This is a genomic window from Clostridium sp. AN503, assembly GCF_040719375.1.
Classification (GTDB): Bacteria; Bacillota; Clostridia; order Lachnospirales; family Lachnospiraceae; genus Brotaphodocola.
In genome coordinates this window covers 1258710-1284068 of the sequence record NZ_JBFDTP010000001.1, presented here as the reverse complement: position 1 = coordinate 1284068, position 25359 = coordinate 1258710, and the positions used below count along the sequence as shown (strand labels likewise).

24 protein-coding genes are annotated in these 25359 nt (G+C 47.0%); 8 read left to right on the top strand and 16 right to left on the bottom strand.

The window, feature by feature from the left end; genetic code table 11:
• Positions 1-325 precede the first annotated feature (325 nt).
• Together AB1I67_RS05825 and AB1I67_RS05820 are read left to right on the top strand one after the other, a co-directional pair.
• A complete protein-coding gene (locus tag AB1I67_RS05825; RefSeq protein ID WP_367028860.1) occupies positions 326-1492 on the top strand; it encodes a CoA transferase in 1167 nt (388 codons plus the stop codon).
• Positions 1493-1547: 55 nt separating this feature from the next.
• Complete coding sequence (locus AB1I67_RS05820; protein ID WP_367028859.1) at positions 1548-2333, top strand: enoyl-CoA hydratase/isomerase family protein; 786 nt, start codon at positions 1548-1550, stop codon at positions 2331-2333.
• Positions 2334-2576: 243 nt separating this feature from the next.
• On the opposite strand, the gene AB1I67_RS05815 is transcribed toward AB1I67_RS05820, so the two are convergent.
• The 9 genes from AB1I67_RS05815 to AB1I67_RS05775 form a co-directional block, all read right to left on the bottom strand.
• Entirely contained in the window at positions 2577-3503 is a 927-nt protein-coding gene (locus AB1I67_RS05815) for an AraC family transcriptional regulator (RefSeq protein ID WP_367028858.1), read from the bottom strand.
• 191 nt (positions 3504-3694) lie between these two features.
• Positions 3695-4135: a VOC family protein gene (locus AB1I67_RS05810; RefSeq protein ID WP_367028857.1), complete on the bottom strand. Its 441-nt coding sequence runs from the start codon at positions 4133-4135 to the stop codon at positions 3695-3697.
• Between the two features lie 12 nt (positions 4136-4147).
• The gene (locus AB1I67_RS05805; RefSeq protein WP_367028856.1) at positions 4148-4897 is read right to left on the bottom strand and encodes a DUF2087 domain-containing protein; all 750 of its coding nucleotides are present in this window, start codon (positions 4895-4897) and stop codon (positions 4148-4150) included.
• A 172-nt stretch (positions 4898-5069) separates the two neighbouring features.
• Positions 5070-5207: a DUF2268 domain-containing putative Zn-dependent protease gene (locus AB1I67_RS05800; protein WP_367029165.1), complete on the bottom strand. Its 138-nt coding sequence runs from the start codon at positions 5205-5207 to the stop codon at positions 5070-5072.
• Positions 5208-5529: 322 nt separating this feature from the next.
• On the bottom strand, positions 5530-6282 hold the full coding sequence (locus AB1I67_RS05795; RefSeq protein ID WP_367028855.1) for an inositol monophosphatase family protein: 753 nt from the start codon (positions 6280-6282) through the stop codon (positions 5530-5532).
• A 90-nt stretch (positions 6283-6372) separates the two neighbouring features.
• On the bottom strand, positions 6373-6732 hold the full coding sequence (locus tag AB1I67_RS05790) for a GNAT family N-acetyltransferase (protein ID WP_367029164.1): 360 nt from the start codon (positions 6730-6732) through the stop codon (positions 6373-6375).
• 182 nt (positions 6733-6914) lie between these two features.
• On the bottom strand, positions 6915-7484 hold the full coding sequence (locus AB1I67_RS05785; protein ID WP_367028854.1) for a ParB/RepB/Spo0J family partition protein: 570 nt from the start codon (positions 7482-7484) through the stop codon (positions 6915-6917).
• Positions 7474-8799, bottom strand: coding sequence for a DUF3440 domain-containing protein (locus AB1I67_RS05780; protein WP_367028853.1), 1326 nt, complete (start codon positions 8797-8799; stop codon positions 7474-7476). The genes AB1I67_RS05785 and AB1I67_RS05780 overlap by 11 nt, the downstream gene beginning before the upstream one ends.
• 186 nt (positions 8800-8985) lie before the next feature.
• Positions 8986-10449, bottom strand: a complete 1464-nt coding sequence (locus AB1I67_RS05775) for a GntR family transcriptional regulator (RefSeq protein WP_367028852.1) — start codon at positions 10447-10449, stop codon at positions 8986-8988.
• Positions 10450-10606: 157 nt separating this feature from the next.
• Between AB1I67_RS05775 and AB1I67_RS05770 the strand changes: the two genes are divergently transcribed.
• Genes AB1I67_RS05770 through AB1I67_RS05760 form a run of 3 tightly spaced genes read left to right on the top strand, consistent with a single transcriptional unit; the run spans position 10607 to position 15203 of the window.
• On the top strand, positions 10607-12274 hold the full coding sequence (locus AB1I67_RS05770; RefSeq protein ID WP_367028851.1) for a diguanylate cyclase: 1668 nt from the start codon (positions 10607-10609) through the stop codon (positions 12272-12274).
• A 2-nt stretch (positions 12275-12276) separates the two neighbouring features.
• A complete protein-coding gene (locus tag AB1I67_RS05765; RefSeq protein WP_367028850.1) occupies positions 12277-12639 on the top strand; it encodes an Hpt domain-containing protein in 363 nt (120 codons plus the stop codon).
• Between the two features lie 5 nt (positions 12640-12644).
• Complete coding sequence (locus AB1I67_RS05760) at positions 12645-15203, top strand: response regulator (RefSeq protein ID WP_367028849.1); 2559 nt, start codon at positions 12645-12647, stop codon at positions 15201-15203.
• A 38-nt stretch (positions 15204-15241) separates the two neighbouring features.
• On the opposite strand, the gene AB1I67_RS05755 is transcribed toward AB1I67_RS05760, so the two are convergent.
• Both AB1I67_RS05755 and AB1I67_RS05750 read right to left on the bottom strand, forming a co-directional pair.
• The gene (locus AB1I67_RS05755; RefSeq protein ID WP_367028848.1) at positions 15242-15598 is read right to left on the bottom strand and encodes a VOC family protein; all 357 of its coding nucleotides are present in this window, start codon (positions 15596-15598) and stop codon (positions 15242-15244) included.
• Positions 15599-15701: 103 nt separating this feature from the next.
• Positions 15702-16103 (bottom strand): hypothetical protein, encoded by a 402-nt coding sequence (locus AB1I67_RS05750; RefSeq protein ID WP_367028847.1) that lies wholly within the window; start codon positions 16101-16103, stop codon positions 15702-15704.
• 218 nt (positions 16104-16321) lie between these two features.
• Between AB1I67_RS05750 and add the strand changes: the two genes are divergently transcribed.
• On the top strand, positions 16322-17353 hold the full coding sequence (add, locus tag AB1I67_RS05745; RefSeq protein WP_367028846.1) for an adenosine deaminase: 1032 nt from the start codon (positions 16322-16324) through the stop codon (positions 17351-17353).
• 210 nt (positions 17354-17563) lie between these two features.
• Here the strand turns inward: add and AB1I67_RS05740 are convergent, their stop codons facing one another.
• Genes AB1I67_RS05740 through AB1I67_RS05730 form a run of 3 tightly spaced genes read right to left on the bottom strand, consistent with a single transcriptional unit; the run spans position 17564 to position 21385 of the window.
• Positions 17564-19087, bottom strand: a complete 1524-nt coding sequence (locus AB1I67_RS05740; RefSeq protein ID WP_367028845.1) for an AMP-binding protein — start codon at positions 19085-19087, stop codon at positions 17564-17566.
• Between the two features lie 30 nt (positions 19088-19117).
• Positions 19118-20389, bottom strand: coding sequence for a CoA transferase (locus AB1I67_RS05735; protein WP_367028844.1), 1272 nt, complete (start codon positions 20387-20389; stop codon positions 19118-19120).
• Positions 20390-20404: 15 nt separating this feature from the next.
• Positions 20405-21385, bottom strand: a complete 981-nt coding sequence (locus tag AB1I67_RS05730; protein ID WP_367028843.1) for a nitronate monooxygenase — start codon at positions 21383-21385, stop codon at positions 20405-20407.
• Positions 21386-21567: 182 nt separating this feature from the next.
• Between AB1I67_RS05730 and AB1I67_RS05725 the strand changes: the two genes are divergently transcribed.
• Together AB1I67_RS05725 and AB1I67_RS05720 are read left to right on the top strand one after the other, a co-directional pair.
• Positions 21568-21948, top strand: coding sequence for an enoyl-CoA hydratase/isomerase family protein (locus AB1I67_RS05725; RefSeq protein WP_367028842.1), 381 nt, complete (start codon positions 21568-21570; stop codon positions 21946-21948).
• A complete protein-coding gene (locus AB1I67_RS05720) occupies positions 21836-22372 on the top strand; it encodes an enoyl-CoA hydratase-related protein (protein ID WP_367028841.1) in 537 nt (178 codons plus the stop codon). Before AB1I67_RS05725 ends, AB1I67_RS05720 begins: the two co-directional genes overlap by 113 nt.
• Before the next feature lie 13 nt (positions 22373-22385).
• Here AB1I67_RS05720 and AB1I67_RS05715 read toward each other — a convergent pair whose 3' ends face one another.
• On the bottom strand, positions 22386-24017 hold the full coding sequence (locus AB1I67_RS05715; protein WP_367028840.1) for a helix-turn-helix domain-containing protein: 1632 nt from the start codon (positions 24015-24017) through the stop codon (positions 22386-22388).
• Positions 24018-24020: 3 nt separating this feature from the next.
• Complete coding sequence (locus tag AB1I67_RS05710; RefSeq protein ID WP_367028839.1) at positions 24021-25352, bottom strand: hypothetical protein; 1332 nt, start codon at positions 25350-25352, stop codon at positions 24021-24023.
• Positions 25353-25359 lie beyond the last annotated feature (7 nt).

Sequence of the window (25359 nt, the reverse complement as noted above, 5' to 3'; positions counted from 1 at the left end):
TCCGCTCCGGGCTATGCTACTATCTTATCCTAATCCCCCGCTTCATTTCATCTTCATATGTTCCAAAAAAACCCGCTCAAGGAATTAGCGGGTTTGTGCTCTTTAACCTTACGGCAGAGAAGCCTCCTGAGTGTCCGCATGGTTTTGCGGCGGCGGAGCGCCCCGCCGCAAAACCATGCGGACACTCAGAAGGCCCCCCTCTGTGGTTGCACTGCACAATTTGCCCCTGCTTTCGCAACCCCCCTTTTGGAGCAATTACAGTTTGTTCCGCCCCCCGGTTTTGTTAAAATAGATACAAAGTATACGAATGGAGGATATACGTGTTATGAAACCTTTAGAAGGTATTACCGTAGTGGAATTATCGACCTACATTGCGGCCCCTTCCTGCGGGCGCATTCTTGCCACCCAGGGAGCGCGCGTGATCAAGGTGGAATCCCCCAGCGGGGATGTGGAGCGCAGATTCGGCCCGACCCTGTTCGCGCCTGCCACCGACGAGGAAAACCCGATCTACGACACCTTAAACGGCGGCAAGGAAGCCGTGATGCTGGATCTAAAGAAGCCGGAGGAAATGGCAAAGTTTCACAAGCTGTTGGAGAAAGCGGATGTATTTTTAAGCAACAACCGCCCTCAGGCCTTAAAGAAAATGGGGCTGGATTACGACAGCTTAAAGGAGCGCTACCCCCGCCTGGTCTACGCCGTTTTATTGGGTTACGGCGAGAAAGGGCCGAAGACCAACTTCCCGGGCTTTGACGCCATCGCCATGTTTGCCACCGGCGGCTTTATCCAGGATATGATGGTGGATTCTGAGGGCGCTTACCCCATCTACCTGCCCATGGGCTTCGGTGACCTGATCTGCGGGACCATTCTTTCCGGCGCAATCGGGACGGCCCTGTACGGCAGGGAACACAGTGGAAAAGGCGACTATGTATCCCTCTCCCTCTACGGCGCCGCCATGTGGCTCTTCAGCGTTATGTCAACCGGAACCCAGTTCGGCTACCAGTGGCCGCGGAAACGCTATCAGGGCGGGCCAATGGGCGTTCCCTACAAGACAAAGGACAACCGCTGGATCCTTCCGGTGGTCAACGAATACGAGCGGTACTGGAGAGATTTCTGCAAGGCTGTAGGCGCGGAGGAGATCATCGATGACCCGCGGTTCTGCACCAAACAGGCTACCTTCGATCCGAAGAACCGGGAGGACTGCATCCGGTATTTTGAGAAATGTTTTGCGAAAAAGAACGCAGACGAGGTTCTGCCAAAGCTTGTGGAGGCAGATATCATCGTCAGCGAGCTGGGGCATTTTAAGGACAACCACACCAGTGAACAGGCCCTGGTCAACGGCTTTATGAGCCCCATCACCTATCCGAACGGAGACCAGATCACCCTGGCTGTTCCGCCTGTTAAGATGGGTTGCATGGAGATGCCGCAGGCAGAACAGTCCCGCCCGATCGGAGCAGATAATGAAAAAATATTTAAAGAATTTGGTATTGAATGATATCATTATCATACAACCATACACATAACATCCAAAAAAATCAGGAGGGAATATCATGGATTATCAGTACATACTTGTCACTGTTGAAAACAGGATCGCCACTGTTACCTTGAACCGGCCGGAATACAGCAACGCATTTGCCAAAGAATCCTATACGGAGATCGCGGACGCCATGGAGGTCCTTGGCGCTAGAAAAGATGTGGGCGTCATCGTCATCACCGGGGCGGGAAAACATTTCTCCGCAGGAGGGGATATCAAGCGCTTTAAGATGCTGATCGATTCCGGGGAGTATTTAGACGCGGACAATATCGCGGCTGCCGGGAACATGTCCCTGGCTATCCGGGAATGCCCAAAACCGGTCATCGCCATGATCAACGGCGTTGCCACCGGCGCAGGTTTAAGCTGTGCCCTGGCTTGTGATTTCCGTATCGTATCCCCGTCCAGCAAGATGATCATGGCTTTTGTGAACATGGGACTCTGCGGCGATACCGGAAGCATCTACAATCTGATCCGCCTGATCGGACCTGACAAGGCGGAGCTGATGATGATGACCGGCGAAGCCTGCCGCGGCGAGAACTGCGTGTGCATCGGGCTTGCCACAGTTCTGGCAGAGGAAGGAAAGCTCGCAGAGACCACCTATGAGCTGGCTGCCAGGCTTGCAGGAAAATCAAGCACTGCCCACGGCGGACAGAAACGGCTGATCAAAAAGTATTTTTACGGCGGGCTGGCGGACTTTGCCAAAGATGAAGGGAAAGAGATCGCCGCCGCATCGCGGCAGGCAGACTTTACGGAGGCTGTCAATGCGTTTTTGGAGAAGCGGGCTCCGGAGTATAATAAATGATCTAAGCCATTTAAACAGGTCAACAAGACATAAATAAGCAATGCGCGGAAACCATCTTATGGAAATTTGTTAACGTAATGCAAAGGGGCTGCTGCAAAAGTAGATAAGTAAATCTACTGGAGCAGCAGCTCCTTTTCTGCAAGTAACATTCCCTACATCGTCAGATTGACTTTTTCAGGAAAAAGGCTCTGAAGCCAAGTCTATCTAATTGAGGAATCATCTTTATGACCATCCTGTCTCGCACTAAACAGGTGTATCTTTTCCGGGCTTGACCCAAATTTCCATACAGGCCATATCTTTTAAGCCGCGATAATACTTTTCTGCTGAGAATGGCTCCGTTGTTAAGCTGTGATGCGGCAGCCAGGTACCGAAAAGGTATTTTCCACCCTGATTCAAAGCGACCGTTACCAGATCCTCAAAATTTTCTGCTTCAATCCTGCAAACGATGTATTCTCCCGCCGGGAGTTCTCTCATTACAAAGTCTCCCTGCTGTTTATGCGGGACATTTCGAATAAGGCCTCCTGCAAAATACGTGAAAAAGCCCTGTGCCGCAGCTTCCATATGGGACATTCCCATTTCCACATTTGTATTGAAGTCTGCTGCGATTGACGCCTTCTCCATATGGTAGCGTTTCCAGAGCTGTCCTGGCACATCTACACCAGTGCTCTCACCGACCGGAATCTGTTCAGAAATACGGACTTCCGTTTCAAAGCCGAGGTAAACTTCCGGTTCTGCCAACGTTTTTCTCTGGATTTCCAAGACGATATTTCCTACCACAAGCGGAACTCCTTCATCTACTAAGACGTAATTCATGGAAACTTCCGGCTTGTCGAATGTGTTGAGCATTGGTAAATCTCTCCTGTACTCCTCGGGTGTGATTCCATATGTTTCCTTGAAGGCCCGCGTAAAATTTGCATGGCTTGTAAAGCCATAATCCAGGGCAACGTCAAGTATTCTCTGTTCGGTATCCCCCAGATTTTCAATCACCTTTGCCAGGCGGCGGAGCTTTATATATTCCTGAACCGGTTTATTTACCAGCCGCTTGAACAAACGCTGAAAATAGAAAGGGGACAGGCCAACGATATTTGCCAGTTTCTCCGTATAAATTTCTTCTGTTAAGTGCTCCTCAATAAAAGTCAAGGATTGTTCGATTGCTTCCCATGCGTGCATTGTTGTACCTCCTGTATTTGATGTTCACATTATACCATCTCATTTTTAGCCGGGCTTTTCACACAATGCGCTTTTCATGGCGGAGCATTATTATGACTAATCATGAACCGCTTTTCCAAAAGCTGCCCACGGGTCTGCACCTGCTTCGGGTTTCTGCGAAACAGGTTTAACATTTAAAATTATATAATATGCTAAACCACCTCACCTTCCGGCCTGTTATATACAATTTCATATTTGATCCCCTCTAAATCCTTGAAGAACATTGCATAATAATAAGGCCCATGTTCTTCAAAAATCTGTGGAGCGTAAACTATATTTGCACCTATTTCTTTGATACGCAGAAAGAGTTCATCCACTTCTTTCCTTGAATTTGCTCTAAAAGCCATATGATGAAATGCGCCTGGTTTTCTTCGATGAATCGTATCACCCCTAAAGGCTGTGCGAGGGGAACATATACCGAAATCAAAACTTTCGTTTAAGTATTCAACTACATATAAATCGTGTTCTTCGATAACAGCGCTTACTTTATCCTCCAGATTAAAGCCTAAAATCGGCATAAGTTTGTCATAAAACGGCTCTGCAACTTTCATATCCTTAACTGTAATTTGAATATGGTCAATCATCGGTTTCATTCTGTTCTCCATTCAATTTGTTAGCCAATATTGCCTTCCATCTTTCGTACGCTCCATAAATCCATACATAATCAGGTAGCGCCGAATCGTCATATAATCTTCATAAATCGGTCTGAGAATTTCATTAACTTCCTGTTCACTGTATTTTTTTCCATACTCAAATTGCTCTGCTATTTTCCCAAGAATAACAACCTTTTTCTTTTCCTTTGTCGAAAAAGATTTTAAAACAAGAGGATGAGTTGTGGAAAAAAAGGTATTAATAATGTGTTGCTTTTCATCCTCTGTAATAAGGTAACGATCATCAACATAAATTGCATTGTTATGAATAGGAATAATCTGTTCAGCGGTTGCTGGTCCATCCTCAAATACTAACTCATACATAGCCAAATAGAATTTAGCCTGTTTTGCCTTTTCACGGAATGTAAAGCGTTGCCTGCGAATCGTGGCTTCTGTTACATTTAACTTTTTTGCCATATCCTTATCAGAAATTTTTGAATGGAACATAGCAAGTAAGTCTCTTTGATTTTGAGTTAAAGTATTATACTTTGATTCTGAGTGCAATAACTGTGTCAAATTACCACTATGAATCTGTCTGATATGTTTTATCACGGCAGATTCAGCCATAAAAAAATCCCCATCAATTTGAAATATTTGTCCAGCATGAAATACCTGTCCACAATGATTGCAAACATAAGCATCCTGCTCTTTTTCATATTTGTACCCGTTCTTAATTTCATCAAGTGTCATTTTTCCGTAGTCCATAACCCTCTCCTTTCTGTAAACATATTATATATTTGTTTACTGTATTTGTCAACGAAAAGAGATGAAATGAAATAAAACACTACATAACCCTAATTAACTTCATCAGGGCTTGTCGGATATTGTGTTTCCTTTTCCTTCTATAAACGGTATATGCTTTCTGAGATTGATAAGGCTAAAACATCAACAAATCAATCCACATAAACTGAAACCGGACATTATGATTTGTTTCATGTGCCAACGTTACGGGAAGTCTGCTCTTAGTGTGTTTAGATGGAACAAACCATGGAAATGTATCCCGGAATACCTCCATCGCCACAGTAATTGTCATTCATGATTGAATAAGGGTTTTGGAGGTCAGCCAGCAGAACAGTATATAGATATTCTTTCACAGGAAATTCAATTCCAGCATCGGAAAAACTCTTTAATGACCGCTCGAGGCATTTGGCCTTTTCCATATCAGATTTTTGGTTTCGATGTGTTATAAAGGAATCAAAATCGTCAATATGATCATATTTTCCGCAAGGGTATTCGCTGCATTGGAAACAGTATTGGGTTATGTACCTACTAAAATCCTACTATATACCCTGTTAATGTTTTCATATGCTTTCCGCCGAATGCTGATTTCTTACCCTTTATATTAACTTTAGCAGTTCTGTATGTATATATCCATTTGTTCCTGCTACGCTGCCGCCTTTCCTCGGATCAAGCGGTTTCCCCGTAAAATCAGTTACCTGTCCGCCTGCCTCCTGAATCAAAAGCATACCGGCAGCATAATCCCAGGGATTCAGATATATCTCGAAGTATCCTCCCTGTCTGCCACAGGCGGTATATGCCAATTCCAGAGCGGCAGAACCAATCCTGCGGACATCCTGGCACTGGCCGAACACCCTGCGGAACCGGGCAAAATTTTCATCGGCCAGCTCTCTTTTTGCTGTTCCCAGCCCAATCATCGTGTCGGATAGTTTTTCTGCGTTTGATACATGTATGGGCTGTCCATTTAGGAAGCTGCCCTTGCCTTTAACTGCTGAAAACACTTCTTCATGGAAGGGATCATACACGATCCCCATAACAATTTCCCCATGGCGGCAAAGGGCTAAAGATACAACACTGTGCTGATAATCGTGCATAAGGTTTGTAGTTCCGTCAACCGGGTCTAAAATCCAAAAGCTCTCCGCTTTCATTTCCTGCAATCCGGTTTCTTCTCCAAGAAACTGGATATCCGGTGCAAGGGCAAACAGCTCCTTCTTTAAGAAATTTTGCACGGCAATATCTACCTGTGTTACATAGTCAGCAATACCCTTCTCTTCTACATGAGAGGCCATTTCACGGTTCTTTATGAGCTCCTGCGTCTTTGTTACCAAGCTGGTAATTTTCTGAATATCCATACATGTTTCCTCCATTGGCTACAATCACTGGTTACAAAACATCGCCGGAAAAATAAGTTCTGAAAGAACTCAACAAACGGGAATTTATCCTTATAATTTCAGAACAGCAATCAGCTCTTCTTCGTTCATTTCTCCGGTTTCAACAAATCCAAACGAACGGTATAGTTGACTGGCAATTTCGTTCTCAGGTTCATATGACAACCAGCAGTATTCCGCTTTACCACACGGAAATGTTTTTATGAATTCCAATGCAAGCCTGACTGCTTCCTTCCCATACCCCTTATTCTGATAAGTTTTATCTATCATCAATCGCCAGAGATTATAATTGCCTTTTGCTATTATCGGGGCATCATCCCAGTAATCGTCTGTATCAAAACCAATCATTAAAAAGCCAATCGGCGTATCATCCTCATAGATTCCAAAAGGGAAAGCATATCCATTTCCAGTTATGGCGATATAGGCTTCGATAATACTGATGTCATTGCCTGCCGTACGTTAACTATCCAGAAGTTTCGTTAAGTCCTTTACGGAAGCAAGAACCCCCAGCTATGTTCGATCACTTCTCCCATATATTCGATGCCCGTGTTGTTGGATTTTTAGTAGTCCTGAAATACCTCCAATCCGAACAAATATTATATTGGGTCTGTAGAATCAGAGGGGTCTTCATCTTGAACCAAATCCTCCCCGGGCCGCCAGGCCTGTCCAAATTTCACATCGCGGAACAGGGCCGCCAGGCCAGTAATCTGTTTAAGCCTCAAAATCTCATCTCGGTCCATCCCCAGATGTTTGAAAATCCATGCGTCAGAACGGCCTAACTCATGCAGTTCTTTAACGATATTACTCATTAAGTCCACATCATGTGTTCCGCGGGCGCGGTTATGACGGATGGTGCTGGCCATCCGGTCAGACAGCGGTTTATCGATTATCGAAACCGGCATCATCCCCTTCTCACGCTCATAAATATCCTTGTAATCCCGCATTACCCGCCAACGATGAAAGCCGTCAACTATCACATACTTATCATTGCTTTTCACATGATAACAGACGATCGGCATAGTATAACCGTCCTCCTTGATGCTGTCATATAACAACCTCATTTCCGGTGGGGCCACGTTGTTCGGGTTATATGTATTGGGTACAATCTTTTCAAATGGTATGGCAATGATATTGTATACCGGGCTTCTGAATTCCTTATTTATCATTTATCATCCCTCCGTACTTGCATCTAATAATATCCACACGTTTTTGTTCCTGCCGCGTAAGCCCAAACCCCATAAACCGACAGGTATGGTCATTTTTTAAAATACAGTAGCACATCCGTTTCCAGCTTGGTATATCTTTCGTGCTTTTGATATCATCAGTATGATCGGGAATCGGTCCAAGAAAAATAATACGAGAATTTTTATTGATTGTATAATTTGATATACCATTTCTCTGAATATGATATCCCTTTTCCATAAGCTCACGGATCGCTTCCTCTGGCAGCCCACCTCCGGTCTCATGCCAGAAATGGATGGAGGTGTTAAACTTTTTCACATAATTATTCCGCAGACGGGCAGGCAATGTTTCCAGCAAAAATTGAGTATACGATTTCCACGTATGACCTTCCGGTAACGTAATACTACGATACCCCATCGCTTTTGTCTTTCCATAAATCGCGCCAAAATTTGCTCCGCGCACCCGCCCCACCAGTTTCGTCCATATTTCCGGGTCGATGACCCGGTACAGATTCAAAGCGTCTTTGGAGTAATCATTAAAAGGCGATGCTACCCGCATCTGGTCTATTTTTAATCCTGCCTTATAATACAGATCATATAAATTGTTGTAATCATAATCGAAACGATAATTCGCATACCATACGTCAGAATTTGACCAGTCGTATAAAGGTGAAGCACACCATACGTCTTTGAACTGCCTGGAAATCCAGCACTCATTTTGGTATCCGTATTTCTTATTGATAAAACCACTGTACCGCTGCAAAGATTCATCCGCCCGCAGACCAAGCAGGCAGACCGTCCTGCCGTTACCATGCTCCTCCTTGTAGAATCGCCCAAACTGCTTTGCCAGGTCCTCCTGATGCATCCGGTAACGATAGTGGGTAAAAGGCTTCGCCAGGTTAATGACATAGGGATACTCCGGTATCGGTCGCACCCATATATCCTGTTTTGTATCATCCCAGGGATACCAATACATCTCATAACTACTCAGTGCTGTCCTGGTAGCCATAGGAAGACAGACCCAATAAAGGTCTACACCCGATTCATTTTCCAACCGCTTAAAAGTGCGGGTAATATAATCTGTAGTCACAGTATACTGTGCCTCGAAATCCTGATGGAATACGCCAATCACACGGTCTGGAGCATACTTATTTCGGTAATCCAGCAGCAAATTTAAAAGAACACCACTATCCTTACCGCCGCTGAATGAAATATAAATGTTTTCAAATTCCTGAAATAAAAATGCAAATCTCTTCTGCAATGCATCGAATACATTCATATTGATGTATTCTTTTTTCATATCTCTATTAAACCCCTTATCTTTCATGTATAAAACGTACAATAGCGTCTGTTTTTATATCATATTGCTGCCGCATGTATTCCTGCGATTGCACCATCAGCAACCGCTGTGGCTGCCTGTCTTAATCTTTCATTGTAGCATTTCCCGCAATTCTCATATCCTTTAGGTGAAGATAAATCACTCTGGCTAGTATTTTTCAGGCACCCGGATACTGTTTACATTGCGAAGCTTATATTTTTCAACCATATGCTTCTTTACACGAACCAAATTGTAACGGTAGCAATCTGCTATACCATCCGCAAAGGAGTTCGCATTCCCTTCACGTAATTGCTGAAGCGCCAGAATAACTTGCTTGTTGAGGTGCGAAAGTATATGCTTCTTGATCGGATAATAAGCAAAGTAGTGTCCCCATTCAAGAAGATGATTCGTTTCCGATAATATAACATGTAAAGGTTCTATGGTGATATGCTTCATTATGGATTCCAAAATATCTGCCAAATAAATAGAGTCAGAAGAAGTAAATCGATCTGCTAATTCGTCCAGTTCTTCTCTGCTAAACTGCGGGGCTGCAGCTAAAGCGGCCGGGCGAATAATCAGTATCATTAGCTGCAGGGCGTGAAGGTAACGCATTGCTTTTTCTACATATCCGGAGTTCTGAGCCAGCTGATGAAACTTCGTACTATCGGGTTCTATAACTATAGTGCCTTTACCGTTTAATGTCCTTACGAAACCTCTTTGTTCAAGTTCTGCCAAAGCCTTTCTGACTGTCGATATAGAGACATCATATTGGCTGGACAACTGCTTTTCATACGGAAGAAACATTCCAACAGAATACTCTCCAAGGCCGATTTTCAGATTCAGGTCATCAACAATTTTTGAATAAAAGTAATCCTGGCCACGCATGGGATTCCACGAATATGATATGCCGGTTTGTGCAGGACATACAGGCGTGCTATCTGACAAGTATTTTAATGTACTTTCAATAGAATCTGTAAGCTTTTGATAAACGTTTGATAGTTGTTCATGTTTTACAAGTGGATCCTTGCCCTTCAATATATCTATAATAGCTCCTGTTACAGATACGGAACCCCGTAAAAAATGTTCAGAAAAATAAGGGCATTCTTCTGTGAAAAATGTAAGTTTATTGTAAAAATCAAATGTTAAATAGAGCTCGCTAAACAATTCATTGCCGCCGATTTTTAATATATCCGCACCAAAATGTGAAGGAGGGCGCCATCCTCCAGCAGAAATCCCTAAACGTGATGCTCTCATAGCCTGTTTATAGTGAGGCAGAAGTTCCAATTCGCAGTTCTGTGAGGCAAAGACCAGAAGTGGGGGTATTATCAGCGCAAAAGTCTGATATACCTGTAAGATGACTTCCTTTTGTTTTAAAATGTCGTAAACAGTATTTGATGTATTAGAGGTACCTGTTCCCGAAACAACGACCGGGGCAAGACGAGGCTGAATATCAATCAGCCCATCCTCCCGTAATGCGTCAAAGACACGGTTCACCGTATATCTGCTTACGTGGAATTGCTGGCAAAACATCCTTGAAGAGGGCAAGGAATCTCCAGGCAGTATATAGCCCTCCAAAATGCGCTGCTTTATTTCGTTATATACAAATGAAAATTTTGTTTCTTGTGGTTTCATAACGCTTCCCCCTCGTCTGAATTATATCATGATGGACCTGTTTTGTCAGCATTATAGCGCATACCTATTTGCATACCTTACCAATATGGTTATTGCCATCATACGGAGATAAACTATATAATAAAAACGTAAAATTATTAGGAAAGTGTTTTAGATCATGGAAAAACAAAAAATCTTAATTGTAGACGATTCAGAAATGAACCGCGCTCTTTTAGTAGATATTTTAGAGGAGCAGTATGATGTAGTTGAGGCTGAGAATGGTGTAGAAGCAATTTCTATTCTTTCAAAGCAAAGAACCGATTTTTCCCTTCTGCTTCTGGACATTATGATGCCTGAAATGGACGGATTTGAAGTATTAGCCTACATAAACAAATACCACTGGAATGACACCTTTGCCGTTATTATGATTTCTGCTGATGATTCTTCTGCTAATATAAAGCGTGCCTATGACTTAGGGGCGTTTGACTACATTAGCCGTCCTTTTGATTCGATCATTGTCCAGCGTCGAATTTCTAATACGATGTTTTTATATGCACGCCAGCAGCGTCTTGAGAAAATTATCGCAGAACAATTTCACGAGCAGGAAAAGAATAGCAAGCTGATGATCTCAATCCTGTCTCATATTGTGGAATTCCGTAATGGAGAGAGCGGATTACATATACTGCATGTTAATACGATTACGAAATATTTGCTGAAGCAGTTGGTTCAGCTTACAGATCAATATTCGTTATCCAAAGCAGATATTTCTTTAATCAGCACTGCTTCTGCGCTGCATGATATTGGGAAAATCTCAATTTCTGATTCAATACTGAATAAACCTGGACGCCTTACGGCAGAGGAATTTGAAGTGATAAAAACCCACTCCGTAATCGGCGCCAATATGCTGTCAGACCTGCCCATTGAACAGCAGGAAGCTCCGCTTGTTAAAGTGGCTTCTGAGATCTGCCGATGGCACCACGAAAGGTATGATGGCAATGGTTATCCAGACGGATTAAAGGGAGAAGAAATCCCTATTGCCGCTCAGGTAGTTGCGCTGGCCGATGTATATGATGCCCTGACCAGTGAGCGGTGCTATAAGAAAGCTTATTCACATGAAGAAGCTTTGAAAATGATTTTAGAAGGACAATGTGGTGCATTTAATCCTACTCTTTTGCTGTGTCTGCAAGAAATTGCTGAGACACTTGAAAGTGAGCTTATGGATACCTCTCCTGAACAAGAGACTAAAAATATACAGGATATAAGAAATAAAATCGACTATGACAGACTGTTTTCCTACGAAAAATACACCTTTCTATCCCGCAAGCAACGTCACCTGCAGTTATTATATATTGATTCGCTGACCAATGTCTATAATCGGCGTTATTATGACGAGCATTTTCAAAGCGCAGAAAATATCCAGGCAATGGTCGTCATTGATATAGATAATTTTAAGCATATCAATGATAACTATGGCCACGATGTAGGCGATATTGTGCTGCAGAACATTGCACAAACTGTCTTATCCTGTGTACGAAAAACGGATGCCGTAATCCGTTACGGCGGCGATGAATTTGTAATCATTTTTTTCAATATACCACCAGATATATTCGGGAAAAAACTGGAGAGGATCAGGTACTCCGTTGACAGTCTGATAATCGATGACCGTCCCGAACTGCATATGTCTGTCAGTATAGGCGGGGTGTATGGAACAGGAACCACCAAAAAACTCTTTAAGATTGCAGACAATATGATGTACCAATCAAAAAGCACGAAAAACCGGGTGACCATATGTTTTCTTGACGGGCATAAGACAGCACAGACCATATCTGATACGGAGGAAATGTGATTATGAATCTAAAAGATTGTTATATAAAATTTGGCGGCGATTTTGATGAGGTCCTGGGCAGACTGCGGCGCGAACAAACCATTCAGAAATTTGTATATAAGTTCCTGGACGATAAAAGCTTTCTCTTATTTGAAGCGTCTATGGAGAATAAAGATTACGAAGAGGCGCTCAGAGCCGTTCATACACTCAAAGGAATTTGTCAAAATCTTTCTTTTACCAGACTATTTGAAAGCAGTAGTTTAGTAACAAATGCATTAAAAGAAAATGATCGGAATAAGGCTATTGATATGATGCCGCAATTGTCAAAGGACTATTATGAAATAATTGATGTTATTAAAGATTTTAAGAGTTCCAGGGAGGAGTAATATCAATGGGAAACAGTAAAAATAAGAACTCCACAACGCGTTTTTTACTATACAGTTTTATCGGGCTTTTGCTCTTTAGTATTATTATTTTCAGTCTGCTCGGGCTCTATATGAACCGAAAGAGTAAAAAGACCGTTTACGAAATTGGAACTATTTATATGTCCGGAATGAATGAACAAATGTCCAGACACTTTGCAACTGTGATTAAGCTGCGTTTTGACCAGGTCAGCGGTGTTATTTCTGTTGTCTCAACAGATAACAACGATAAGGCGGATCTATATAAGGAGCTCATTTACAGGGCACAGGTCAGGGGATTTGACTATTTAGCGCTTTGTTCTGCCGAGGGGGATTTTCAGACGCTTTATGGACAAGCAATCCAGCCGCTTAATCCAAAACCTTTTGTAGAAGCATTAATGCAGGGGGAGCAAAGAGTCGCTGTAGGCATTGATTCTGCCGGAAATGAAGTGGTATTGTTTGGCATTGACGCTGATTATCCAATGCATAATGGCGATAGGAGCACTGGCCTGATCGCAGCCGTTCCTCTGGAGTATATTACCGATTTCCTTTCTTTAGAGGATGAGGGGGCGCTGATGTATTATCATATTATCAGGCCGGACGGTAGTTTTGTAATACAGAATTCCAACACTGAGTTATGGTATTTCTTTGAACAACTACAAAAGCAGCTTGATTCTACAGCAAATAAGTCATCTGTAGAACATTCTATTATAGAGTTTGGTGCTGCACTGAAAAACAATGAGGAATTTGCTACGATATTTGAAGTAAATGGTGAAGAACGGCAAATATACGGTATATCGTTACCCTATTCTGAGTGGTATTTAATATCGGTAATGCCTTATAGTATATTGGATGATGCCATAAACAGGCTAAGCAGCCAGCGTATATTCATGACATTGTTGTCCTGTGCTTCTGTTTTGATCATTCTGACATTGATCTTTCTTCGGTATTTCTCCATAACCCGTTCTCAGGTGCATGAACTGGAGAAGGCCCGGCAGGCAGCTCTTGAAGCGAACAGAGCCAAAAGCGAATTTTTGGCAAATATGAGCCATGATATCCGTACACCCATGAATGCGATCGTAGGCATGACCGCCATTGCCACAGCTCACATAGATGATCGGAAACAGGTACAGAACTGCCTTAGAAAAATTACATTATCAAGTAAACATCTATTAGGGCTGATCAATGATGTTTTGGATATGTCTAAAATTGAAAGTGGAAAATTAACTTTAACAACAGAACAAATTTCATTAAAAGAAGTTGTTGAAGGAATTGTAAGCATTATGCAGCCGCAGGTAAAGAGTAAAAAACAAACCTTTGACATACATGTTAAAAATATCCTGACAGAAAATGTGTGGTGCGACGGTGTCCGCCTGAATCAGGTTTTGCTGAATCTCTTATCAAATGCAACGAAGTATACACCAGAGGGCGGTTCCATACAACTATCCCTTTCTGAGGAAACATCTCCGAAAGGCGAAAACTATGTCCGAATTCATATCAGGGTCAAGGATAACGGGATTGGTATGTCACCAGACTTTCTAAAAAAAATATATGAATCCTATAGCCGTGCGGATGGAGCCAGAATACATAAAACTGAGGGCGCCGGGTTGGGAATGGCGATTACTAAGTACATTGTGGACGCAATGGAAGGAACCATTGATATAAAAAGCGAGCCTGATAAGGGTTCCGAATTTCTTCTCACGTTTGATTTTGAAAAAGCGGTTGCAATGGAAATGGATATGGTTCTCCCCTCCTGGAATATGCTGGTGGTTGATGATGACGAACTATTATGTCATACAGCCATGGAGGCGCTAAAATCCATCGGAATAAAAGCGGAGTGGACATTAAGCGGAGAAAAGGCCATAGAACTGGTGATCCAACACCACAACAGGAGAGATGATTATCAAATCATTCTATTAGATTGGAAACTGCCTGGCATGAATGGGATTCAGGTTGCAAAAGAGATCCGGCGCAATTTGGGAGATGACGTACCGATCCTTCTTATATCTGCATACGACTGGAGTGAATTTGAAGCGGAGGCCCGGGAAGCGGGTATAAGTGGTTTTATCTCCAAGCCTCTTTTTAAATCCACGCTGTATCATGCTTTGCGTCAGTATATGGACGCTGAACTGGAAAATGACCAGGCATTGAACCAAAATGCTGATCTATCCGGACGTCGTATCCTGCTTGCCGAGGATAATGAACTAAACTGGGAGGTTGCGAAAGAATTGCTGTCCGATTTAGGAGTGGAACTGGATTGGGCAGAGGATGGCCAGATATGTCTGGACAAGTTCCAAAGATCGCCGGAGGGATATTACGATGCCATTCTTATGGATATACGGATGCCGCATATGACAGGGTATGAGGCTACAAAGGCAATTCGGGGGCTGAATCATCCCGAAGCCCTGTCTATTCCAATTATAGCCATGAGTGCAGATGCTTTTTCTGACGATATACAACATTGTTTGGAATGCGGCATGAATGCCCATATTGCAAAGCCCATCGATGTTATTGAATTGACCCGCTTATTAAAAAGATATTTAATATAAATCCAGCCCTAAAAGCGCGTGCCCGATGTCACGCGCTTTTAAACACTAAACTCCACCACAATCCCATCCGGGTCCAGTACATGGAAATGTTTTGGCTTGGGCCCTCTTTCTATGATCTCAGACGGCGCATACCCCAATGAAGCAACCCGGTCTCTCACAGCCTCAAGGCTCTCATCCACCTGAAAGCTCATCACCATCCCTTTTACAGACACTTTTTCGGCATGGTCAAACTGTATAAATTCCAGCATGGTCTCACCGTCGGCATTTGCCATAAAGGTGATATCGCCCATGCCGGGATTAAACTGTTTTATGACGTGCAGACCTGCCGCTTTTTCGTAAAATTCAACCGTTTTCTCCATATCCCGGATCATAAATGTAAAATAACTGAGCTGCATAATCAATTCCTCCTCTGTTTAAGTAACCAGTCCACCGCTCTCTGGAAAATATGCCTCAGCAGGGTATATCATTCTCATTCTTTTAAAATCTTCTTTCGTATCCTTATTCAAGCTGCTTCCTGCTCTCAAGCTCTGCTGCCTTCTTTAGCACCTGCTCCCGGTCCGGGAACTCCTCCAGGCTGGCGCGCCCCTGTTCTAACCAGGCTAACGCCAGGATCATCATCCGCTCCTCTGCAGAAAACCGCTGCATCAGGGAACTGTTCAGCCATTTCGCCAGCCCCTCCTCCCGCCAGTCAGGATCCTCCTCTAGAAGGCATTCCTTCGCGCAGAGAAGCTGATACAAGAGCTGGTCCCCATCCTTCACCTGGGGGAACAGCTCTTTTAAAATGGCCTGCTCCCAGTCTCGCTGCGGCTCTCCAAACGGAAACATCTGCTCTTTATATTTTCTCTCTTTTTTCTCCCGGTCACGCCGGGACATCATACTAAACCACGGAATATTGCCCATTTACCATTCACCCCGTTATTATCATATCAGGAATCAGAACAGTTGTCCATATGGAGCATGGAACGGGACAATTTAAAAAATATAGGATTTCGGATATCATAGCTCGTAAACAGCGTATCGTAAACAGTGGAAAAATGTATTTAAGTCATGTATAATATAGACAGTAACATGGACAATCACGAAGGTATCTATCTATGGAATCGGAAAGGAAGCGCTATATGTCTAACAAAAATGTCACAAAAGAGTTTATCCAGGGACTGCCCAAGGCAGAGCTTCACCTTCATCTGGAAGGGACACTGGAACCTGAGCTGAAACTGCGCCTGGCTCAGAAGAATAAGGTCGATATCGGCCAGCACACAATTGAAGAAGTAAAAGCAACATATCAGTTTCATTCCCTTACCTCATTTTTGCAGGTTTATTATCCGGCCATGAACGTCCTGCAGGATGCAGATGATTTTTGCGCCCTGGCCTTGGACTACTTGAAGAAAGCGAAGGAACAAAATGTAAAATATGCAGAATTATTCTTTGATCCTCAGGCCCATACTTCACGAGGCGTCCCCTTTGAAACTGTGATCAACGGATATTATGAAGCAACCATGCAGGCGCGGGAATTTGGGGTGGAGGCGAATCTGATCATGTGCTTCCTGCGAGACTTGTCGGCAGAATCCGCTATGGAAACCTACCGGGAAGCGCTGCCTTATCGGGATAAATTTATTGGCATCGGTCTTGATTCAGATGAGCGCGGCAACCCACCCCTGAAATTTGCCGAGGTTTTTGCCCTTGCCAGGAAAGATGGCTTTCATATCACCATGCACTGTGATATTGACCAGGAGAACTCGATCGAGCATATCCGTCAGGCTTTATTGGAAATTGGTGTGGATCGCCTGGATCACGGGACCAATATTGTAGAAGACCCGTCTCTGGTATCTTACATAAAAGAACATCATATCGGTTTGACCTGCTGCCCGGTATCCAACAGTTTCGTTGTAGATGATATGAAAGGAAAAGAGATCATAGAGCTTCTGCATCAGGGAATCCCGGTCACTGTAAATTCAGATGATCCGGCCTATTTCCAGAGCTATGTAGCGGACGATTTCTATGCGTTGACGAAAAAATACGGATTATCACAGGAGGATGTCGTACAGATTGCAAGAAATGCTTTTTGTATCGCATGGATTTCAGACGAAAAGAAAAAACAGTACCTGGATATGATCGATGAATATGTTGCCGCTGCGGCAGCAGATATATAAACGCACGGGAAAACGAGCGCGCGGAGTGCGGCTGTTTTCATGGAGTGCTGTTTAAGTCCTATGAGATATGCAGAACGCTTTTACCGAAATCACAGCTATAAGGCGCCGCAAGATCATCAGACCACGATGACCCTACGGCGCCCTCAATTATGATACCCTCACATTTCATGATACCAGATCACTCCGTGCTCCCGTAATCCTCATTCCATCTCACAAACTGCCGCTCTCCACCATCTGCTTAAGCTCCGCCTTCATCACCTTCCCGGTAGCCGTCCGCGGAAACACCTCACAGATATGCACCTGCTTCGGGATCTTATAACCGGCGATCCTGCCCCGGCAGAAGTCGCGGATATCCTGTCCGGTCATGGAACCCGGCTGCTTTAAGATCACGCAGGCATGCACCGCCTCACCCCAGTAGTCGTCCCGGACCCCCATCACGCAGGCTTCCGAGATGTCCTGGTTCATCCGCAGCACATTTTCCACTTCCATCGGAAAGATATTTTCCCCTCCGGATATGATCATGTCATTCTTTCTGCCCCGGACGTAGAGATAGCCCGCCTCATCCAGGTACCCCACATCCCTGGTATGATACCAGCCATCTACCACTGCCTCAGCCGTCGCCTCCGGCATCCGGTAGTAATCCACCATCATTCCCGGCCCCCGGACGCAGATCTCTCCGACCTGACCGGTCTCACATTCCTGGCCATTCTCATCCACGATCCGCACCTGATGGCCCGCTATGGGTTTGCCCACGGAATCCAGATACCTCATGTTGTCACGGAAATGATCCTCCGTAGACAGGATCGTGACAATGGAGCTCATCTCCGTCATCCCGTAGGACTGCTGAAACTCACAGTGAAACTTCTCCCGCGCCCGCAGGATCAGCTCCGGCGGCATGGGACAGGTGGAATAGCTGATCATGCGGATGCTGCTCAAGTCGTACTTCTCAAGATCAGGATGGTTTAAAAGTGCTGTCAGCACCGTCGGGATCGCACTCAGCCTGGTCACTTTGTGCTGCTCCACACTCTCCAGATACCTGGCCGGATCGAATTTACGGAATACCACAACCGTTCCGCCGCAGGCAAGGCAGGCATAGGTGCCCATGCTGGCAGAGTGGAACATCTGGCTCATCATCTGATAGATCGTATCCTCATCAAAGTAAAGGGACCCGACACAGGACTCTAACTCCCGCAGGAACTCTCCGTTTCCATACCGCACCACCTTGGGGAAGCCGGTAGTGCCGCTGGTATGCAGGTGCATCAGCACGTCTCTGTCCTCCAGATCAGCGAACTCCCCGATCGGCTCCGCATCCTCTAAAAGCTCCTCCATGATATCCATATCCAGGGACGGGCAGAGAGAAGCGGTCAACTCCCCCATCTCCCGCCGGATCTTCTTATCCTGGGAACGGAAGAATATGTATTTTACATGATTGAAAAACAGCAGGTAGTGAAGCTCCGGCGCGGCAAACCGCCAGTTGAGCTTCACCACAATGGCTCCCGCCATAACGCATCCCAGCACAGTCTCCACATAGTCCACATGATTGTTGGATATGATCGCTACCGGGTCTCCTTTTTTGATCCCGGAGCGCTCCAGATGGCCTGCGATCTTCCTGCCATGCTCATAGATCTCCCGGTAAGTCCGCGTCTCATCCTCCATAATGATAGCCGGCTTGTCCGGGTATTCCTCCATCGCTTTTGTGAAAATACTTATGAACGACTCAAATTTTCTCTCCATGTCTGCTCCTGTATATCAACAGAGTCTCCATCACGCTTCATCCAGATGCGGATACTGGGATACATCCAGCTGGACTGCCGCTTCTTTTTCTTTCATTGCCTGGATCTGCTCATCCGTATAACCGTACTCTTTTAAGACTTCCTCTGTATGCTCGCCCAGCATCGGCGCCCGCTTCCAGTCCGGAACGCCCATCTTCTCACTGCGCATGGCCGGACGGACCAGGATGGATTTCTTTCCGTTGGGGCAGGTCACCTCGTGGATATACTCATTGGCCCATGCCTGTTCACTGTGTTCCATATCCTTATAATGGGCCAGCTTGTCATTTACAATATCCGCGTCCGTCAGGATCTTACACCATTCATCCGCGGTCTTTGTCTTATAAATATCCTCAAAAAGCTTCATCAGGTACCCTCGCACTTCCGGGTCTCTCTGCCGCTCAGAGGTGTTGTACCGCGGGTCCGTGCCCAGCTCCGGTACGCCCAGGGCGTTGCAGAGGATCGGCCACTGCTTCTCGATCTGCAGGATCGTGGTCATGACCCACTCATTGTCCTTGGTGCGGAACGGGGCGCCTGTGGGCGCGCTGTTCTCTCTGGTCTTTGGATAAGTATATCCATACTGCTCCTCCGTTGCAACCGCCATAATGTGGAAACACCACAGGGCCGTGCCGTAGAGGGAGCTGCTCACATGGTCTCCCAGTCCGGTCTGGCTTCTCTTGTAGAGCGCCGCCGTGATCGCATAGCAGAGGCCCATGGCCGTCACAATATCCCCAGGGCCGGCGGAGCTGTAGACCGGGTAGCTGCCCGGGCCTTCCACCATCATGTCCGCGTTGAAACCGGAGCTTGCCCAGAAGGCCACCGTGTCAAAGCCCGGATTGTCCTTCTTCGGTCCTTTCTCACCAAAGCCGTTGACATTCGCCATGATCAGCTTTGGATACTTCTCTTTCAGGGAATCGTAATCCAGGCCCAGACGCTCCAGCGCCTTTGGGCGGGTGTTGGTCAGAAAAATATCCGCGTCCCCCAGCAGCCTGTGCATGGCCTCCATGCCCTCCGGCGTCTTTAAGTTCAGCACCACGCCCCGCTTGCCCGCATTTAAGTTGTCAAACAGAGGGTTCTCATCCATTGTACATGGAACGAAAAAGGTCTTGGGGAAATATCGGAACATATCACCGCCCGCGCTCTCCACCTTGATGATCTCCGCGCCCCAGTCCGCCAGCATCCTGCCGCAGGAACCTGCCGCCACCATCGTGGACAGCTCCACAACCTTGATGCCCTCTAAAGGTCTGTATTTTTTCATGTCTTCCATCGCATTGTCTCCTTTTTACACAATATTCGCCTTCAGAACTCCAATCACATTCTCCGCTTCCGCCACCATATCGTCCATCAGCTCTTTAACGGTCTTCACATCATCGATCAGGCCCATAGCCGGCCCCAGTGCGTAGATACCGCCGTCGATATTGCCGTTTTTGTAGCACTGCTTGCTGATCTTTCCGGAGATGACTGTCATCAGCTCCTGAAGGGTAGTGCCGCGGGCCTCCATCTCCAGAGTCAGCTTTGCCGCCAGGTTGTTGCCGACGCGGGCTGCGTTGTGGATGGATTTCTGGATCAGCACCGTATCCTTTTCCGTGTGGTCTAACAGCCACTGCTTATGGTTGTCGGAGATCGGGCATTCTGTGGTCGCTACGAACCTGGTGCCCATGACAACACCCTGGGCGCCCAGCGCCAGGGCAGCCGCCAGGCCCTTGCCGTCAGCAACACCGCCTGCCGCCAGCACCGGGACCCCGTACTCGGCGCAGACCTTTGCCGCCTTGTTGGCGATCACAAAGGTACCGATCCCGTCCAGGCTCGGATGTCCCGCCACCTCATAGCCTGCGATCGTGATCACATCGGCGCCTTTTCTCGCCATGCTGGCCGCTACCTTGGCATTGGGACTCTTGTGGATGATCTTGATCCCCGCTTCCTTACAGGCCGGCATAAACTCAATCGGTGAAGCTCCGGCAAATTCAATGGCCGCCACCTTCTCTTTCGCGCACACATCGATATACTTGAAGATCTCCTCGCCCCTGGTCAGATCCGGGACCAGGGAAATATTTACGATAAAGGGCTTGTCCGTCAGGGATTTCATCTTGATGACGTCCTCGTGGAATTCCTCGATCCCCGGATAACAGGTGATGTTCATGGTGCCCATACCGCCCGCATTGCTCACCAGAGAGGCAAAGTCCGCAACGCCCAAATGCTGCATCCCGCCCTGCACGATCGGTTTCTCAATCCCAAACATTTCAGTAAATTTTGTTTTAATCATGGTACCCTCCTATACATTTACACGGTTACGTTATGATATCACTTTATCAATTTGTCAAAAAATTATCTATGCAATTCTGCACAAAGAAAACCCGATGCCCTCCGCCGGTTTTTCGTAGATTCCTCCATAGGCTTTGTCAGCCGGTTATTATAAGATTCCCTTAAGAAAGGAGGTATCAGCACATGTACCAGTATCTAATCACATCCGTAAAAGACGGGATCGGAACCATCATTCTAAATGACCCCCAAAAAAGGAATGCACTCAGCCAGGCCATGGCTGCCGAACTGCATGAAGCGCTTTTGGCATACCGCTTTGATCCGGAGGTCCGCGTCGTGGTCCTGCGGGGCGCAGAAGGATGCTTCTGCGCGGGCGGGGACATCACCTCCATGAAAAAACGGGTGGACTGCTACGCCAACGGGCTGCAGACCGGAGACTCAGACCAAGGTGAACATGGAACATTTCAATCAGCTTATACTCGCCATCCGGCAGACAGAAAAACCGGTGGTGAGCTGGATCGAAGGCGCCTGCGCAGGCGGAGGCCTAAGCCTCGCCATGGCCTGTGATTTCTCCATCGCGGATGCAGACAGCAAGATGACCTTTGCCTTTGTAAATATCGGCCTGGCCCCCGATATGGGCAGCTCCCTTATGCTCTCCCGCCGGGTCGGCCCCGCCAGGGCCACGGACCTTTTCATGACCGGACGGCGTTTTTCCGGTGAGGAGGCTGCGCAGCTTGGGATCATCACCAAAGCTGTGCCTTACGAAATCCTGGAGGAAACCGTACAGAAGCAGGTTGCCCGGCTGGCAGGCGGCCCCACCATGTCCTACAGGGAGATCAAGGCCGCCGTCAACCGTATCTTCTATCCCGACCTGTACCAGTGCATGTCCATGGAAGCGGACTATGTAGACCGCCTGACCCACACGGCGGACCATGCGGAAGCGGTGAACGCCTTTCTCGAAAAACGAAAACCAAACTTTACGGGGCAGTAACCTTTTTTACGGACTACTCTGACGTCCCCTCATCGTCTTCATTCTCCAGCAAACTCCGGTATTTCTCATACTTTTTATTGGTCCAGAAAAGATACCGGAGCACGCGGAGGGAAAAATCCATGCGCACCACATCCTTGTGGTTCTCCAGATCGATCCGCAGCATCTCCTCGATCTTCCGGATCCGGTAGATCACGCTGTTGCGGTGCATGAACATCTGCCTGGCGGTGGCCGTCACCGACTGGTTGTTCGCCAGGTAGGCGTCCAGCAGCTTTAGATTGTTGGCGCCGCTCTTTAGATCCTTTTCCAGGATCTGGTTCAACCTTCTCGGATAGAGGGAGTGCAGAGGGATGTTATTCTCCACCTGCTTTAAAACATGATAGAGATAATAATCCCTGTAAAAATAGATCCTGCTCTTCTCCTTCGGGTTAAGCAGCATTCCCGACTCTAAGGCGGAACGGGCCTGGTCATAGGCCGTCCGGATGTCCTTTAGATGGCTGAATGCGGAGCTGACCCCGCAGTGGGCGTTGTGGATCATCAGAAGCCGGGTGACCCGCTCCGTCCAGTTCTGGCTCTCCTCCTCCGTCTGCACCCCGCGCCGCGACTGGGCCTTCAGCATCAGCACATGGTTCTGGTACTGCAAAAGCTTTACATCCGGCGCGGATGAGGCGATCGTCTCGATCAGATACCGGGCAAGGGTGATCTTGTAATCATTGATCTGGAGGCAGTAGAGCCGGTAACTGGCTGCCGGACGGATCCGGAAGGATGCCGCCCGTTCTTCAATCACCGCCAGATCCGTGACCTTCCCCTCCAACAGTCCGATCAAAAAGGACTCATAGAGAAAATGCTGTCCCTGGAACACCGGGGCATGCTTGTCCAGATAAAAATTCAGCCGGCCAAAGAAATATTCGATCAGATCCTGGATGTCCTGTCCAAAGTTCTGTCCCTCCCTTGCATAGACGCACACCGAATAAAACCTCAGCCCCTGCCGGAAATAGTGATGGATGATCGCCTGATTGCCGGAGGGAAGCATATCCCTGGTGAAAAATCTCGTATTGATATCCGTGGACTTGGCGATCAGATTCTTCCTGACCAGGAATTCCACAGTCTCCGGAAGGAAATATCCCTTTTTCTCCATCTCCTCCACGTTCTTGTTGGGCGCCTCGATGTTTCTGGTAAATGCGCAGATATTAAAGGACGCGTCCCACATCAGCAGATGATGGGGAAGCAGCTCCGTATAGGTTTCCAGCATCACGTCCATGTTCTGCCCGGTCAGGATGATCTCGTCCAGCTTTTTGTCCCAGGAACGCAGGCGGTAAAAGATCCCGCGGATCTGGTTGTACACCGCCACCAGGCCGGGAGACCGGGGCACCCAGACCCAGGACACCCACTCCGGAAGCCTCCGGGCCTGGCAGACATCCTCCGCCAGCACGATCAGATGCAGACATTTTTTTAGTCCGTTCCAGGTTCTTAGATATTCCTCCGCCTCCTCAGCCGTGCCGGTATAGAGGTATTCCCCGTGGGCCTCCTCCATATTCCGGTCCAGCAGGAGCACATCCGAAAAACACGTATCGCGGCAAACCCCCGGCCCTGTCTCAAATTCATCCCATTCAGAAAAGTAAAGTATTGTCTGTAATGATATTTTCATTTTTTAAAAACAGATCCCCATACTGACCAGTACGCAGAGTACCAGCGCAGAGATCAGCGGAAATACAACCGTGATCCAAAGATAGTGTTTGTAGATCTCGCCGATCGTCAGCCTGGAAGCGCCCGCTGCGTTACAAACGCCGACGCTGTGCGGCAGGGTGTTCAGTCCAAGCGAAGTAACCGTAGCGATCCTGTGGATCGCCGCAGCCGGAATCCCGGTTGCAAGAAAACGCTCCGCAAAGGAATCAAATACGATGGATACAGCCGATGTGGAGGAGCTGGTGAGGGCCGCCACCACATTGACACACACAAAGATCTGGAAAGCCGGCGGCAGGATGGTCGCAATGGAATCCAGACCTCCCACAACCAGCGGATATGCGGGACTTGTGGAAACCACCTTGCCAAAGCCCACCGTACAGCTGATCAGACATGCAGTCACCGCGCCTGTGGGTATCCCGGAAGCGATACACGGCTGTAAGATCCCTTTGAGCTGGTTCCAGAACAACAGCAGACAGCAGACGATGGCGCAGAACATAGCCAGTACGACCGGCTGTCCCAACACATTCATCACTACCAGCAGCACGATACAGGGCAAAACGCTCCTCCAGAGCGGATACTCGATATTGTCCTGTCCGCCGATGGACGGATCAGCCGCGATCCTGGCTCCGGTGGGAAGGAAGGTCTCTCCCGCCTTTTCCGATCTCCTCAAAGCCCTCTTCAGATAAATGCAGGCCAGTCCGAAGATAATGATGGTTGCAATGATCCCCAGTCCCGGAGCCGCCATGGGCGTGGTCCCCAGATAGCTGGTAGGCGTTAAGTTCAGCACATCCGGCGCACCCGGCAGGGCGCCCAGGGCGTATGTAGCAGAGCCAAGGGCCGCCATCCCGTAGAAGTGCCATGGGATATCCAGCTCCTCAAACAGATCCTTCGCGATCCCGACCATGATGAACACGCACACCAGGGAGGAAACGCCGCCGTAGCACAGGATCGTATTGATGATCGGGATGGAAAGCACCGCCCAGAATTTCTGTTCTTCCATGGGGCGCTTTCTGCACAGCCGCGCGATCTTAAGAGCAATGGAACGGGCCGCCCCGCATTCGCCCATCAGCTTTGCAAAGGTCGCGCTCAGCACGTACACCAGAAACCAGCTCTTGATAAAGCCGCTGAAGGTCCCCACAAAGGTTTCATTTAACACCGTGACCGGGTTCTGCAGGCTGAACACCGCAACGATCACGGATGACAGGATCGACAAAAAGATAATGTTGTATCCCCTGTAAGCCAGATAGATAAAAACGGCCAGCGCAGCCAGTACCCCTAACAAACTCATCCATTCCATAAACCTT